Annotated in this window: 16 protein-coding genes and 1 other RNA gene; 10 read left to right on the forward strand and 7 right to left on the reverse strand. The window is 39.5% G+C overall.

Annotation, left to right across the window (positions count from 1 at the left end):
• Nucleotides 1-23 precede the first annotated feature (23 nt).
• Nucleotides 24-1,277, reverse strand: a complete 1,254-nt coding sequence (gene sstT / locus ABN256_RS05750) for a serine/threonine transporter SstT (protein WP_072071046.1) — start codon at nt 1,275-1,277, stop codon at nt 24-26.
• Between the two features lie 736 nt (nt 1,278-2,013).
• Here sstT and ABN256_RS05755 point away from each other — a divergent pair.
• From ABN256_RS05755 to ABN256_RS05775, 5 genes are all read left to right on the forward strand, one after another.
• Entirely contained in the window at nt 2,014-2,670 is a 657-nt protein-coding gene (locus tag ABN256_RS05755; RefSeq protein WP_196554772.1) for a DedA family protein, read from the forward strand.
• Nucleotides 2,671-2,914: 244 nt separating this feature from the next.
• A complete protein-coding gene (locus ABN256_RS05760; RefSeq protein ID WP_072071048.1) occupies nt 2,915-3,220 on the forward strand; it encodes an ElaB/YgaM/YqjD family protein in 306 nt (101 codons plus the stop codon).
• A 6-nt stretch (nt 3,221-3,226) separates the two neighbouring features.
• Nucleotides 3,227-3,637, forward strand: coding sequence for a phage holin family protein (locus ABN256_RS05765; protein WP_196554774.1), 411 nt, complete (start codon nt 3,227-3,229; stop codon nt 3,635-3,637).
• Complete coding sequence (locus ABN256_RS05770) at nt 3,618-3,923, forward strand: YqjK-like family protein (RefSeq protein ID WP_231619333.1); 306 nt, start codon at nt 3,618-3,620, stop codon at nt 3,921-3,923. Before ABN256_RS05765 ends, ABN256_RS05770 begins: the two co-directional genes overlap by 20 nt.
• A 184-nt stretch (nt 3,924-4,107) precedes the next feature.
• The gene (locus tag ABN256_RS05775) at nt 4,108-4,500 is read left to right on the forward strand and encodes a DoxX family protein (RefSeq protein ID WP_072071050.1); all 393 of its coding nucleotides are present in this window, start codon (nt 4,108-4,110) and stop codon (nt 4,498-4,500) included.
• 87 nt (nt 4,501-4,587) lie between these two features.
• Here ABN256_RS05775 and ABN256_RS05780 read toward each other — a convergent pair whose 3' ends face one another.
• Nucleotides 4,588-5,490, reverse strand: a complete 903-nt coding sequence (locus ABN256_RS05780; protein ID WP_072069738.1) for a LysR family transcriptional regulator — start codon at nt 5,488-5,490, stop codon at nt 4,588-4,590.
• Between the two features lie 113 nt (nt 5,491-5,603).
• Here ABN256_RS05780 and ABN256_RS05785 point away from each other — a divergent pair, with 113 nt between their 5' ends.
• Nucleotides 5,604-6,308, forward strand: coding sequence for a pirin family protein (locus ABN256_RS05785; protein ID WP_196554775.1), 705 nt, complete (start codon nt 5,604-5,606; stop codon nt 6,306-6,308).
• Nucleotides 6,309-6,375: 67 nt separating this feature from the next.
• On the opposite strand, the gene rnpB is transcribed toward ABN256_RS05785, so the two are convergent.
• Together rnpB and rsmI are read right to left on the reverse strand one after the other, a co-directional pair.
• Nucleotides 6,376-6,751: RNase P RNA component class A (rnpB, locus tag ABN256_RS05790), an RNA gene on the reverse strand.
• Between the two features lie 60 nt (nt 6,752-6,811).
• The gene (gene rsmI, locus ABN256_RS05795; protein WP_072069740.1) at nt 6,812-7,690 is read right to left on the reverse strand and encodes a 16S rRNA (cytidine(1402)-2'-O)-methyltransferase; all 879 of its coding nucleotides are present in this window, start codon (nt 7,688-7,690) and stop codon (nt 6,812-6,814) included.
• Nucleotides 7,691-7,751: 61 nt separating this feature from the next.
• On the opposite strand from rsmI, the gene ABN256_RS05800 reads away from it, so the two are divergent.
• The 4 genes from ABN256_RS05800 (at nt 7,752) to dolP (ending at nt 11,163) form a co-directional block, all read left to right on the forward strand.
• A complete protein-coding gene (locus tag ABN256_RS05800; protein WP_196554776.1) occupies nt 7,752-9,506 on the forward strand; it encodes a penicillin-binding protein activator in 1,755 nt (584 codons plus the stop codon).
• A gap of 75 nt (nt 9,507-9,581) precedes the next feature.
• On the forward strand, nt 9,582-9,962 hold the full coding sequence (locus ABN256_RS05805) for a YraN family protein (RefSeq protein ID WP_072069741.1): 381 nt from the start codon (nt 9,582-9,584) through the stop codon (nt 9,960-9,962).
• A 22-nt stretch (nt 9,963-9,984) separates the two neighbouring features.
• Nucleotides 9,985-10,575, forward strand: a complete 591-nt coding sequence (gene diaA / locus ABN256_RS05810) for a DnaA initiator-associating protein DiaA (RefSeq protein ID WP_004245257.1) — start codon at nt 9,985-9,987, stop codon at nt 10,573-10,575.
• Between the two features lie 9 nt (nt 10,576-10,584).
• Nucleotides 10,585-11,163, forward strand: coding sequence for a division/outer membrane stress-associated lipid-binding lipoprotein (dolP, locus tag ABN256_RS05815; RefSeq protein WP_072069742.1), 579 nt, complete (start codon nt 10,585-10,587; stop codon nt 11,161-11,163).
• Nucleotides 11,164-11,276: 113 nt separating this feature from the next.
• Here dolP and ureG read toward each other — a convergent pair whose 3' ends face one another.
• Genes ureG through ureE form a run of 3 tightly spaced genes read right to left on the reverse strand, consistent with a single transcriptional unit; the run spans nt 11,277 to nt 13,091 of the window.
• Nucleotides 11,277-11,894, reverse strand: a complete 618-nt coding sequence (gene ureG, locus ABN256_RS05820) for an urease accessory protein UreG (protein WP_072069743.1) — start codon at nt 11,892-11,894, stop codon at nt 11,277-11,279.
• Between the two features lie 9 nt (nt 11,895-11,903).
• Nucleotides 11,904-12,569: an urease accessory protein UreF gene (locus ABN256_RS05825; protein ID WP_072069744.1), complete on the reverse strand. Its 666-nt coding sequence runs from the start codon at nt 12,567-12,569 to the stop codon at nt 11,904-11,906.
• A gap of 24 nt (nt 12,570-12,593) precedes the next feature.
• Nucleotides 12,594-13,091, reverse strand: coding sequence for an urease accessory protein UreE (gene ureE, locus ABN256_RS05830; RefSeq protein WP_196554777.1), 498 nt, complete (start codon nt 13,089-13,091; stop codon nt 12,594-12,596).
• Nucleotides 13,092-13,093: the final 2 nt, after the last annotated feature.

The raw sequence follows: 13,093 nt of genomic DNA on the forward strand, positions 1-13,093 counted from the left end.
TCCTGTCTTACTACTTACCCTTTTTACCCATTATTTTTTTCAGTTAATGGATTATCTGAAATACGATTATCTTCTGCGATACAGACTGTTGCAGTAAAGAGAACATCTGTTGATGAATTCAGTGCAGTTTCAGCTGAATCTTGTAATACACCAATCATCACACCCACGGCAACCACTTGCATAGCAATATCATTGCTAATACCAAACATGCTACAAGCTAGTGGAATTAACAGTAAAGATCCCCCAGCAACACCAGATGCACCACATGCACAAACTGCAGCAACAAGGCTTAATAATAGTGCAGTTGGCACATCAACTGGCATACCTAATGTATTGACTGCCGCTAATGTCAAAATAGTGATAGTAATTGCCGCACCACCCATATTGATGGTCGCACCTAATGGAATTGAGACAGAATAAGTGTCTTCATCTAAATTCATACGACGACACATTGCCATATTCACAGGGATGTTTGCTGCTGAACTACGTGTAAAGAAGGCGGTTACACCACTTTCACGCAAACATGCCCATACTAATGGGTATGGGTTACTGCGGATTTTCCAAAATACAATCAGTGGATTCACGACTAAAGCAACAAACAGCATACAGCCAATCAGCACAATCAGGACCTGTAAATAACCCGCTAAAACTTCAAAGCCAGTTGTTGCGATAGTTGACGACACTAAACCAAAAATACCGATAGGGGCTAAACGAATAACAACACGTACCAAGTTTGTCACTGCATCCGCTAAATCTTGTGTTAAAGCTTTAGTGGTATCACTTGCATGGCGTAATGCTAAACCTAACCCAATAGACCATGCTAAGATCCCCATGTAGTTGCCGTTAATAAGCGCATCAACAGGGTTTGCGACCACATTAATTAATACCCCTTTAAGCACTTCAGCGATATTTTCAGGTGGTGACAGTTGTGATTCATTAACAACTAGCGTTAAAACTGATGGGAACATAAAGCTTGCAACAACAGCAGTTAATGCAGCAAAGAACGTTGCTAGCAGATATAAAACTAGCACAGGGCGAATATTTGATTTTTGCCCTTGACGGTGATTAGCAATCGAAGCCATTACCAGCACCCATACCAAGACTGGCGCAACAGCTTTTAGAGCATTAATAAACAGAGTACCTAACAAACTCATCATCTTGGCAACTTCTGGTGCTAACCAAGCGAGTAAGATCCCTGCAACTAAACCAACGAGTATTTGTTTGACGAGGCTTCCCTTAAAGAACAGGCTGAAGACTCTGGATTGTTGTTTATCCATAGCTATTCCATTACTTAAAATAATATTTAAAAAAAGCATTTTTGAGTGTTTGCAATGCCAGTATAAGGAATTGAATCGCGCTGAAAAGCTGATTATGCAAAATATACAGCATTAACCGTTATTGTTAACAAAAAGATAACATAACTGTGATCATAATAGGATTTTGTTCTTTTTAGTATACCAATCGGAAATGAAAGAAATTATTATTATCAGTGAGTTATACTGGGTCATGTTACTTATTTTTTATTTTCACTCTGCTATTTTTTATTCTTTCAATCAATTGATTGGTTTTTTTATTAACATAATCACTAACAATTAATCACGCTATCTATTCATAACTGTATAAATAACAGACAAAAAAAGATGTGTAATATAAATAAGATAACCTTTTATTTTCTTTCAAATAATATTAAAAATTTATCTTTTTTTGATTAAAACAAAATGTGATATTTCTCTTCTTAGCATTCTAGCTCTTAAGGTTTTCTTTTAAAAAATTCCCTACTCTGAATTCGAAAAGAGATTAGATGTCTATTTTTCAAGATCCCATATCTATGGATAAGTTATCTCGTTATCGAGTTAAAAAATTTTCTGTCTAGTTTTTCCTGATTTTGTTAGAGTGTTGCTGTTTTAAACAATGAAAAATAGACCCTATGAAGTGGAAAACGGGTAAATGGGTTACAACACTTATTGAATTTACATTTACCCCCAAATGACTCAGTTTTAGGAAGCCTTTTATATGGAAATCGTAAGAGAGCTCTTCTTGGCGCTATGGCATCAAGATTACGAAACCTTAGCTAATCCCTCATTAATATGGATTATCTACATTTTATTATTCACCATACTATTCCTAGAAAACGGAGTATTGCCCGCTGCTTTCTTACCAGGAGATAGCTTATTAATTTTAGTGGGTGTGTTAATTGCTAAAGATACAATGGACTTTCCATTGACCTTACTTATTTTAACCGCAGGTGCGAGCCTAGGCTGCTGGCTGGGCTATCTTCAAGGACGATGGCTTGGTAATACAAAATTAGTACGTAGTTGGCTGTCACATCTACCAGAACATTATCACCAGCGCGCACATGGGCTTTTTCATCGCCATGGCTTAGCCGCATTACTTATTGGTCGTTTTTTAGCGTTCGTTAGAACATTGTTACCAACCATTGCAGGCCTTGCTGGATTGAATAATACCCGCTTTCAAATTTTCAATTGGCTAAGCGGTTTTTTATGGGTAGGTATTTTAACAACGCTAGGCTATTTACTCGGTAACAGTCCGCTATTTCGCCAATACGAACACTATTTAATGAATATTCTTATGCTATTACCTGTTTGCCTATTAGTGATCGGTTTAATTGGTAGCATCTGGGTGGTTATTAAAAAGAAAAGAAAAGCTTAATACGAATTAAATACTATCAAGATATTCTGATAGGAATTACACAGCAAAAAATAATAGAGACCTGTTTCATCATATTGAACAGGTCTTTTTTTCAGAATACACACTTCTAAGCTCCTTTAATCCTCCCATTTAATTAAGATTTATCTCTTTTTTTCACTTTTAAGTCGTTATTTAATTTCATTAAGCTGTAAAATTAGTCTATTGTTATAAGTACTACATTCTATCTCTATTAAAGGAGTTAATTATGTCTCAACAACGTTCAAATGAAGATCTGCGTAGTGAATTGAAATCTCTTGCTGATACTCTAGAAGAAGTACTGAACTCCTCTGCAGATAAATCCAAAGAAGAAATCCAAAGTCTGCGTGCAAAAGCAGAATCGGCAATAAAAGGTTCTCGTGCAAAACTCAGTGATGCAGGTCGAGAAATTGTCGATAACACGAAAGAAATGGCAGGAAAAGCAGATAACTATGTTCGTGAAAATCCATGGACAGGTGTTGGTATCGGTGCTGCTGTTGGTGTTGTTCTTGGCGTTCTACTTGCAAAACGCTAATTTATAATGAGTGATACTCAAAGACCACAGGGCCCCGCATCTGGGGTTCTGAATTCTCTCAGTAGAATTGGTGCTATCGTTATAGGCATGGTTGAAACTCGCCTACAATTAATAGCTATTGAACTGGAAGAAGAAAAAACCACCTTGATCCAGCTTATTTTAATGGCTGGAGTCACCTTGTTACTTACCGCATTCGGTCTAATGAGCCTGCTTATATTGTTATTTTGGGTTATACCCCCAGAATACCGAATTTATACTTTAGCGGTTACAACAGCGATTTTGCTTTTTTGCGCCCTTATTGGCGCCATCATGACATTAAAGAAAGCACGAAATTCCACCTTATTAGGCGATACTCGCCAACAACTGGAATTAGATAAACGTCTTTTGGAGCAATATCATGATGAACAAACAAAATAAGCAGAGTGTTCTCTCAAGACGTAAAAAGCTGTTGTTGAATAAAATTCAGCAACAGCGCTCTGATTTGGGCCAAGGTACACAAACTTGGCTTGATGTGACAGAGCCTTATGACAAAGCGTGGCGGATTTTAGTCTCTTTAAAACCTGCTTTTTTAGTAGGTGCTAGTTTTATCTCTCTTTACAGTATTAAACACCCTAAAAAAATCATACGGTTAGGACAACGCGCTATCGGTGCAATTGGCTTAATTCGAGCAATACAGAAGTCCTTCAAAAAAACCTCAGATTGAACATCAATTTTTTTGTCTAAGAATGTTAATTCTTCTTAATATTCTCTTTTTCAATTTCCCATTATTATCTATCTCACACCGTAGCCGTGGTTATTAAATCTAAAAGTAGAAAAATAACCGACGAAAATACAAATATAAACAGATATACATTGCAGATAATAGAGTTTTATTAGGAATAAATATTATGAAAAAATTTGAAGACATTGCGTTATTAATTGCCCGTATTTTAATGCCGATTTTATTTATCAGCGCAGGCTACGGAAAAATTGGCGCATATGAAGGTACACAGCAATATATGCAAGCAATGGGCGTTCCCGGTTTCTTATTACCACTGACTATTTTATTAGAATTAGGTGGTGGATTAGCAATCTTATTTGGTTTCTTAACTCGCACCACTGCAATTTTTACTGCAGTCTTTACTCTCTTAACCGCCTTACTGTTCCACAGTAATTTTGCTGAAGGCATGAACCAATTAATGTTTATGAAAAACATGACAATTGCAGGCGGATATTTATTACTCGTTGTGACAGGCCCGGGTAAATGGAGCTTAGATCGTATTTTCAATAAAAACTGGTAAGATGGCATCTTGAAATCAAAAAGATCCCTGAGGGGATCTTTTTTATGCGACAAAGATAAAATAGATCGATGTTCCGTTCACTGTTAATTATTTTTTATCATTAGCAAAGAGTTTAGGAATTTCACGTAAGCACCACGATTTGGCTTCACCCATGCTGTCTCTTCGCCATGCCATAATAATATTATTTTCATGATGATATTCTGGGCCAACAACACGTAAGCGCCCTTCTTTAATATCATCTTCAATTAAATCAATTGGCATTGTCGCCACACCTAAACCTGCAATTAACGCTCGGCGCTTATCTTCAATAGAACTGACCGTTAAACGACGTTGTTTATCTAATAATAATACGGTTAAAACAGGGCGTTCTCTTGCCGTATCTGCAATTGCAATGCCCCGATATTTTAAGCGAGTTTCTTCTGCTAATGGTTCAGGCTCGTTATGGATCGGGTGATCTGGGCTGGCAACGTAAACACTAGTGGTATTGTATAAAGGGCGAAAGTTGATTTCAGATGAAGTGCGAAAATGCATATCGGGTGAAATCACAATATCGCATTTACCACTTTCTAAACTTTCCCATGCCCCTGCTAATACCTCTGTCACTAATGACAGTTGTGTATTGGATTTTTCAGCTAATTTTTCAACCAAAGGAAAGAGACGAGATGCGGGTGTCAGTGCTTCACAAACAATAGTGATATGTGGCTCCCAACCTCTTGCTAAGGCTTCTGCATCTGACGTTAATTTGTCAGCAGCCTCAAGTAATATACGTCCTCTATCAAGTAGCATCCTGCCAACATTGGTAAATTTAGTTCTATGACCAGAACGGTCAAAAAGGACAACATCTAAATCTTCTTCTAATTTTTGCATGGTATAACTAAGTGCCGATGGAACTCGATTTAGTTCATCAGCCGCAGCCGCAAAACTCCCTCTACGATCAATGGCATCCATGACTCGTAAAGATTCCAACGTAATTGCTTTGTCTTTACTCATTATACTTATCTCTATCAAATAATTTGATTATAGGCACCAGATTAACTTGCTAACAATAGACAGTCCATACCTCTATGATAAATATATTGATAATCTACTCGAAAAATACCGCCATGATAAAATACAGAACAGCACAACAGTGTGGTAAAGCGGATTATGGTTGGCTACAAGCTCGCTACACATTTTCCTTTGGCCACTATTTTGACCCTCATTTTTTAGACTATGGCACGCTAAGAGTTCTTAACCAAGAAGTGCTTGCACCAAATTCTGAATTTAAAGCAAAGACCTATCCTCATGTTGATGTGGTTAATCTTATTCTTCAAGGGGAAGCGACATACCTAGATAATATGGGACGGACAGTCACAGCAAAAGAAAATGAGTGCTTACTTATTTCGCCTCATAATACAGAAACCTATATTGAGAAAAATAGCAGCCCAGATACGCCATTAACCCGTATCCAGTTGTGGCTAAATGCTTGTCCACAACAAGAAAGTTTAGCTTCACAAAAATTGATATTAGATGAAAATTTAAAATATCAATTATTAGCTTCACCTACGGGTGATGATGGCTCGTTAATGTTAAGGCAAACTATTTGGCTTTATCATATTCATTTGCAAGCAGGTGATGAAATTACACTCCCAATAAAAGGACAGAAAGGCTTTTTACAATCCATAAAAGGCGGCACCTATTTGCAAACATCAACACAAGAAAATGGGCAAATACAGTGTGGTGATGGCGCGTTTATTCAAGATAGCCATAGCATCACATTAAAAAGCTCGGTTGATTTTCGTGGCTTATTTATTGATATAATTTCGTAATGAGACGTTTAAATCGGCATAAAAGTAGAAAACCCTCGACACACAATGTGAATCGAGGGTTTTTTATGAGGTGAGTTGACCGTTAAGCCGGGTTCTGTCGTGGACAACCATTCATCTAGGCCAGAACTTGCGCGCTGGCTCCAGCAACCTACCCGGGTTCAATGCGGGCCGCACCATAAGAACCCCTATTTGGTCTTGCTCCGGGTGGAGTTTACCATGCCACAAACTGTTACCAGTTGCGCGGTGCGCTCTTACCGCACCCTTTCACCCTTACCTGATCCTGTAAACAGGCCATCGGCGGTTTACTCTCTGCTGCACTTGTCGTAGGCTCGCGCCTCCCAGACGTTATCTGGCACCCTGCCCTGTGGAGCCCGGACTTTCCTCCCCTCTATCCGTCTCCCCCGAAGGGACAACGATAAAGCAGCGGTTGTCTAGTCAACTCAGGGTGCGGATTATAGGGATTCTGATAGAAAATGTATAGCAAAAGAAGCTAAAAAATCACTTTACTCGTCTTGAGCTTCACCATTTTGCTCAATAACGTGTTTATAAAGTGCATTTTTCTTCACGCCATAAATCTCAGCCGTCACAGCAGCTGCTTTTTTCAGAGGTAACTCTTTTTGTAAAATCGCAAGTGTTCGCAACACTTCAGGGGAAAAATCATTATCAACGGGTTTTTCATACCCCTCAACAATGAGAACCATCTCACCTTTACGGCGATTTTCATCTTCAAGTACCCATTTGAGTAATTCACCCACTGGCATACCTTGAATAGTTTCCCATGTTTTTGTGAGCTCTCTCGCTAATACTACGTAGCGATCTTCACCCCAAACTGTCACCATATCAGCTAAACTATCTAACAGCCGATGTGTTGACTCATAAAAAATCAATGTACGAGGTTCTTCTGACAATTCACGTAGGCAATCTTGGCGACTTTTTGTTTTTGCTGGTAAAAAACCTTCATAACAAAAACGATCAGAAGGAAGCCCTGCAGCAGAAAGTGCCGTAATAGCAGCACAAGCGCCAGGCAGTGGCACGACATTTATGCCATGTTTACGACATTGATTGACTAAATGATAGCCAGGATCGTTAATTAATGGTGTACCTGCATCAGAGACTAATGCGATACTTAGCCCCTGTTGTAATTTGCTAATTAATTGATCTGCTTTTTGCTGTTCATTATGATCATGTAACGCATACAAACGTGCGTTAATGGCAAAATGCTGTAATAGAAGCCCTGTATGACGGGTATCTTCTGCAGCAATTAAATCGACATGAGACAGCACATCTAGTGCCCGCTGGGTGATATCACCCAGATTACCAATAGGTGTGGGTACTATGTACAGTGTGGATGTCGTTACCGCTGCTCGATTAGGTTGATTCATTGTTTATTCCGAATGACCGATTTAAAATTGAGCATAATTATAAAACATCACTGGGTACAGTATGCTTTCCTCAATTTTTGTGCGTTTTAAAACAGGTTTATCCTATACTGCGATACTCTCTGCGCTGATTATGTCAGGTTGTACCCTGACGGGGCAACAAGAACAACCTCTCACTCCCGCTGCAAAAGCAGAAATGGAGATGAAACAATTTCAAAAAGTGATTGATGATGCTCAAGGGCTGGCATCTTTAGATGTTATTAGAGCCTATATTGGGTTAGAAACATTAATTACCGATCCTGAGCTACATCAGAAAAATATTGATGATACATGGCTCACACTGACCAAACTCACACCAGAACAACGCCGTGGTGTGGTTATCAAAGCAGATGAAAATACCCTGCAAGGTTGGTTAGATTTACTCAACACATATGAATACAACAAAGATGATGCTAATAAGCTATCAACTGCCGTGAGAGAATGGCAAACTCGCTATCCTCGTAACCCAGCAGCGTTAACACTCCCTGTATCATTATTACGTCTTTCACAGCCTTCTGTTAGTGCAAGTAGCCAAATCGCATTATTGTTGCCTTTAACAGGGCAAGCTAAAGTATTTGGAGAGGCTATTCGCCAAGGCTTCCTTGATGCGCAAAGTGGCTTACCACAACCTCAAGCAATGCCTGAGCCAGAATCCCCTAAAAATGATGACAGCCTTGCTTCAATCTTAGAAGAATTAGGCATCAAAAATACTGAAACACCGACAACGGATACCGCACAAGAAACAACTGAAAAAACTGAAACGACTCAAGATAAAGAAAAAGAGAGTTCTGCATTTTCAAGTAACACCACACTGCGTTTAGATCCCGTTGCACAAAATGCACGCCAAGTAATTGTTTATGATACCAATAGCCAACCTATTGATGTCTTACTGAAAAAAGTACAACAAGATGGCGCTAACTTAATTGTCGGTCCTCTGCTAAAACCAGAAGTAATGAAAACTATTGAACTTCAAAGTGGCTTACCGGTATTAGCATTAAACGAGTTAGATACAATTCCTTCTGCAACGACCGTCTGTTTCTTCTCTCTTTCACCTGAAGATGAAACCCGTAATGCAGCACAACACTTACGTCAGCAACAAAAAGCAAACCCATTAATTATTGTTCCAGATAATAAATTTGGCCAAAGAATGGCACAAACTTTTGCTGATGAATGGCAACGTACAGGTGGCGGTACAGTTTTACAACAAACCTTTAGTTCTGTTGAAAGCTTAAAAGCATCGATTAATCGCGGTGTCGGTATTCGTATGACAGGAACACCTGTTTTACCAACAGAAAATGCACCTCTGCCATTAGACTCTCAATCTATTCCATCTGCTGGTGGTGCGATTGATTCGGTTTACATCATTGCAACTAGCGATGAATTAACCTTAATTAAGCCAATGATTGATATGGCAATCAGTACCCAAAAACGTCCACCAATTTATGTTAGCTCTCGTAGCAACCAAGGTGGAACAGGCCCTGATTTCCGCATGGAAATGGATGGCATTCAATTTAGTGATATTCCATTGATGACTGGCGCTAATTTGCCGTTAATGCAAAAAGCATCAAGTAAATTTGCGAACGATTACTCATTAATGCGTCTTTATGCTATGGGAATTGATGCATGGTCATTAGCAAACAATTACAATGATCTGACAAAAGGTACATTGCGTTTTAATGGTATTTCAGGCTCATTACGTGTTGAAGATAACTGTACTGTTTATAGACAACTTCCTTGGATGCAATTTAAACAAGGTAAAATTGAACCTGTTACACAGTAATAGATATACTCCGTTATCATAAAAATAAGCCGCCTTTATGGCGGTTTGTTTTATGAGTAATGAAGGAAGAAAATCATGGATGATTTTTCTAAAAGCCCTTACTTTTTAGGGCTGTACTATGAACAAAAAGCGCTAAAATACTTACGCAAACAAGGATTAATATTTATTGCGCGTAATGTCCGATATCCCTGCGGAGAAATTGATCTTATTATGCAGGAAAACAAGACATGGGTATTTGTTGAGGTTCGTTTTAGATATAACACCTTATTTGGTGATGCGATAAGCTCCATTACCTACTCTAAACGGCGTCGCTTATGGCGTACAGCAAAGTGTTGGTTAGCACAGCGCCAAGAAAGTATCGAGACATCAGACTGTCGCTTTGATGTTTGTGCATTTAATCAACGCCAGTTAATATGGTTAAAAAACATTCTCGATTATACGGAATTTATTCGTTAAATTAGATTATATAGGTCTTAACGTGCTTGATAGAATCAAAGTCTGCTTTACAGAGAGTATCCAAACTCAAATTGCAGCAGCAGAAGCATTACCTGATGCTATTTCCAGAGCCGCCATGATGATGGTTCAATCGTTATTAAATGGCCATAAAATATTAAGCTGTGGAAACGGTAGCTCAGCAGCAACAGCACAGCGATTTGCCGCAAGCATGATCCATCGTTTTGAAACAGAACGTCCAAGTTTGCCTGCATTATCGTTAAACACAGATAGCGTGGTGATGACTGCAATTATGGGGAATCAGCAACACGATGAGATCTACGCTAAACAAGTGCGCGCATTAGGACAAGCTGGAGATGTGCTACTTGCTATTTCGACACACGGTAACAGTCGAAGCATTATTAAAGCCGTTGAAGCCGCTGTAACACGAGATATGACCATTGTTGCATTAACAGGCTATGATGGCGGAGAGCTTGCAGGGTTATTAGGTCCTCAAGACGTTGAGATTCGTATTCCTTCTCAACGTACCGTCAGAATACAGGAAGTTCAGATGCTAACAGTCAATTGTCTCTGCGATTTAATTGATAATACATTATTCCCACATCAGGATGACTAAGGAGTTACTATGAAATTGCTTCCTATCACTGCAGTGCTGTGCTCTGCGCTTTTACTGCAAGGTTGCATCGGTGCCGCTGTTGTCGGCACGGCTGCTGTTGCAGGCAAAACTGCAACTGATCCTCGCTCATTAGGGCAACAAGTTGATGATGGTACATTGGAAGCGCGTGTTTCTGGTGCTCTAAATAAAAATGAACAGATCAAGAAAAGCAATTCACGTATTGTGGCGACTGCTTATCAAGGCAATATCTTATTAACAGGTCAAAGCCCTGATATGTCCGTTGCCGATACGGCAAAACAAGTCGCAAGTAAAGTTGAAGGCGTGAATAACGTCTATAACGAAGTCCGCCAAGGCGAGCCGGTGACATTAGGCACTGCATCATCAGATACATGGTTAACAACCAAAGTTCGCTCTCAAATTTTAGGCAGTGATTCAGTCAAATCCTCGTCGGTAAAAGTGATCACTGAAAATGGTGAGGTGTTCTTATTTGGTATTTTAACTCGCCAAGAAGGGGCTGCTGTTGCGAAAATAGCCAGTGAAACCAAAGGGGTAGTTAAAGTAACCACCGCATTTACTTACCTTAATTAATCCCGCATTTTGATATCGTTTTGTATTATCCTGCCAGTATCAGTCTTTGTGAATAATAACTGATACTGGCAGTGTCTCACTTAACTAAAATCGAATTGCAATAAAATAGGCTGTTAGCGTCTTAACATCCCTTTATCGATGATAAAATCAATAATAGTTTCCAAGCCTACTTTTTCTTTTAAGTTGGTGAAAACGTAAGGCTTCACAGGACGCATTCTTGCAGTATCAGCTTCCATTACTTCTAATGAGGCGCCAACATAAGGAGCTAGATCGATCTTATTGATCACGAGCAGATCAGAATGAGTAATACCCGGGCCACCTTTACGTGGAATTTTTTCCCCTTCCGCCACATCAATAACATAAATGGTTAAATCTGCAAGCTCTGGGCTAAAAGTGGCACTCAAGTTATCACCACCACTCTCCACAAAAACAATATCAAGATCCTTGTGACGTATTGCCAACTCTTCAACCGCGGCAAGATTCATCGAAGCATCTTCACGGATAGCGGTATGAGGACATCCCCCTGTTTCCACACCAATAATACGATCGGCGTCTAATGCTTCGGCACGCGTTAAGATCTTGGCATCTTCTTGGGTATAAATATCGTTTGTAACAACCGCGATTTCATATGTATCACGCATTGCTTTACAAAGAACTTCTAACAGTGCTGTCTTGCCTGATCCAACAGGGCCGCCAACACCGATACGCAGTGGTTGATTATATTCTTGCATATAGGTTTCTCATGAGCGAAAAAGTCGAGTGTATTGTGTTTCATGACGACTACTGGCAATAATTTGCGCAGGTGTAAAACTCCCAATATCTTCAGTGGGCCAATGTGCAGATTGCTCAACAATCGCAGGGATCTGTTCTGCTAATGTAAACAAAATTTTCTGTCCTGCACTTTGTCCTAATGGAATAAGTTTTACACCTGACATCACCGTATTTTCAAGCCAACCCCAAGCATAAGCACAACATAACTTTTCAGAGGAAATGTTCCATTTCACAGCCGCTAACGCAAATGCCATCAGTTGTGTCTGTTTTACACAGGCTTGTAAGGTTTCATCTAACTCAATATCTAATTGAGGAAGTAAACGAGCAAAAGCAATACCTCGTTGGCGCTCTTCTTGTCGTAATTCTTTAGTTTCACGACTTGCGACAATAAAATCACACCAATATTTCACTTCACTCATTTTAGTTTGAGCTAAGCTTTCTTGTAATCGTCGTAATATAGGGAGCTCTAACGTTGCTAAAGTACCTGTCATTTGAGTACTTAACCAAGCCGTTAACGTTTGAGGACAACAAACCCAACCTTTTTCAATTGCCCACTCTAGCCCTTGAGAATAAGTAAACGATCCCACCGGTAAAGAAGGACTGACTAATTGATATAAGCGTAGATCTGCAAGCATCAATAGGCTCCCTTATTCAAATAATTAGTGATGATGATGGTGATCGTCATGAGAATGATGATGATGACCACCTGATGATCCACCGTAAGCGCCCGGTTCTGGCTGATACTTCTCTAAGCCAACGACGACGTTTGCGCCTAAGCCTCTCGCCATATCATCTAAAACATGATCATGAAAATAGCGACACCAGCCAGCTTCAATTTGTAATGGAACATGGCGATTGCCTAAGTGATAACAAACCCTAGCTAATAACAGCGGATCTTCGCTATACACTGTAGAAACTTGCTCTTTTGCGGCTTCAATTGTGACTAGCGTATTATCTTCTGACAGTAAAATATCGCCCTCTTTTAGCACCGTACCACGGGGCAAAAACAACCCAGCTTCTTGCCCATCACTTAATGTGACTTTTAAACGGCTTTTGGTTCTTTCATCCATCGTTAAGCACAAAGTAAGAGCCGATGTTTCTCGTGTTGCTATTTCAAGTGCTTTTGGTTGATCAATAAGTTGAGTAAATCTTTTCATTC

The organism is Proteus sp. fly-1008, assembly GCF_040140305.1.
In the GTDB taxonomy this organism is placed as follows: domain Bacteria; phylum Pseudomonadota; class Gammaproteobacteria; order Enterobacterales; family Enterobacteriaceae; genus Proteus; species Proteus vulgaris_B.

Excerpts from the sequence above, each read along its gene's own strand:
- sstT (WP_072071046.1), bottom strand. The coding sequence starts at position 1,277 with ATGGATAAACAACAATCCAGAGTCTTCAGCCTGTTCTTTAAGGGAAGC.
- ABN256_RS05755 (WP_196554772.1), top strand. The coding sequence starts at position 2,014 with ATGGAAATCGTAAGAGAGCTCTTCTTGGCGCTATGGCATCAAGATTAC.
- ABN256_RS05760 (WP_072071048.1), top strand. The coding sequence starts at position 2,915 with ATGTCTCAACAACGTTCAAATGAAGATCTGCGTAGTGAATTGAAATCT.
- ABN256_RS05765 (WP_196554774.1), top strand. The coding sequence starts at position 3,227 with ATGAGTGATACTCAAAGACCACAGGGCCCCGCATCTGGGGTTCTGAAT.
- ABN256_RS05770 (WP_231619333.1), top strand. The coding sequence starts at position 3,618 with ATGATGAACAAACAAAATAAGCAGAGTGTTCTCTCAAGACGTAAAAAG.
- ABN256_RS05775 (WP_072071050.1), top strand. The coding sequence starts at position 4,108 with ATGAAAAAATTTGAAGACATTGCGTTATTAATTGCCCGTATTTTAATG.
- ABN256_RS05780 (WP_072069738.1), bottom strand. The coding sequence starts at position 5,490 with ATGAGTAAAGACAAAGCAATTACGTTGGAATCTTTACGAGTCATGGAT.
- ABN256_RS05785 (WP_196554775.1), top strand. The coding sequence starts at position 5,604 with ATGATAAAATACAGAACAGCACAACAGTGTGGTAAAGCGGATTATGGT.
- rsmI (WP_072069740.1), bottom strand. The coding sequence starts at position 7,690 with ATGAATCAACCTAATCGAGCAGCGGTAACGACATCCACACTGTACATA.
- ABN256_RS05800 (WP_196554776.1), top strand. The coding sequence starts at position 7,752 with ATGCTTTCCTCAATTTTTGTGCGTTTTAAAACAGGTTTATCCTATACT.
- ABN256_RS05805 (WP_072069741.1), top strand. The coding sequence starts at position 9,582 with ATGGATGATTTTTCTAAAAGCCCTTACTTTTTAGGGCTGTACTATGAA.
- dolP (WP_072069742.1), top strand. The coding sequence starts at position 10,585 with ATGAAATTGCTTCCTATCACTGCAGTGCTGTGCTCTGCGCTTTTACTG.
- ureG (WP_072069743.1), bottom strand. The coding sequence starts at position 11,894 with ATGCAAGAATATAATCAACCACTGCGTATCGGTGTTGGCGGCCCTGTT.
- ABN256_RS05825 (WP_072069744.1), bottom strand. The coding sequence starts at position 12,569 with ATGCTTGCAGATCTACGCTTATATCAATTAGTCAGTCCTTCTTTACCG.
- ureE (WP_196554777.1), bottom strand. The coding sequence starts at position 13,091 with ATGAAAAGATTTACTCAACTTATTGATCAACCAAAAGCACTTGAAATA.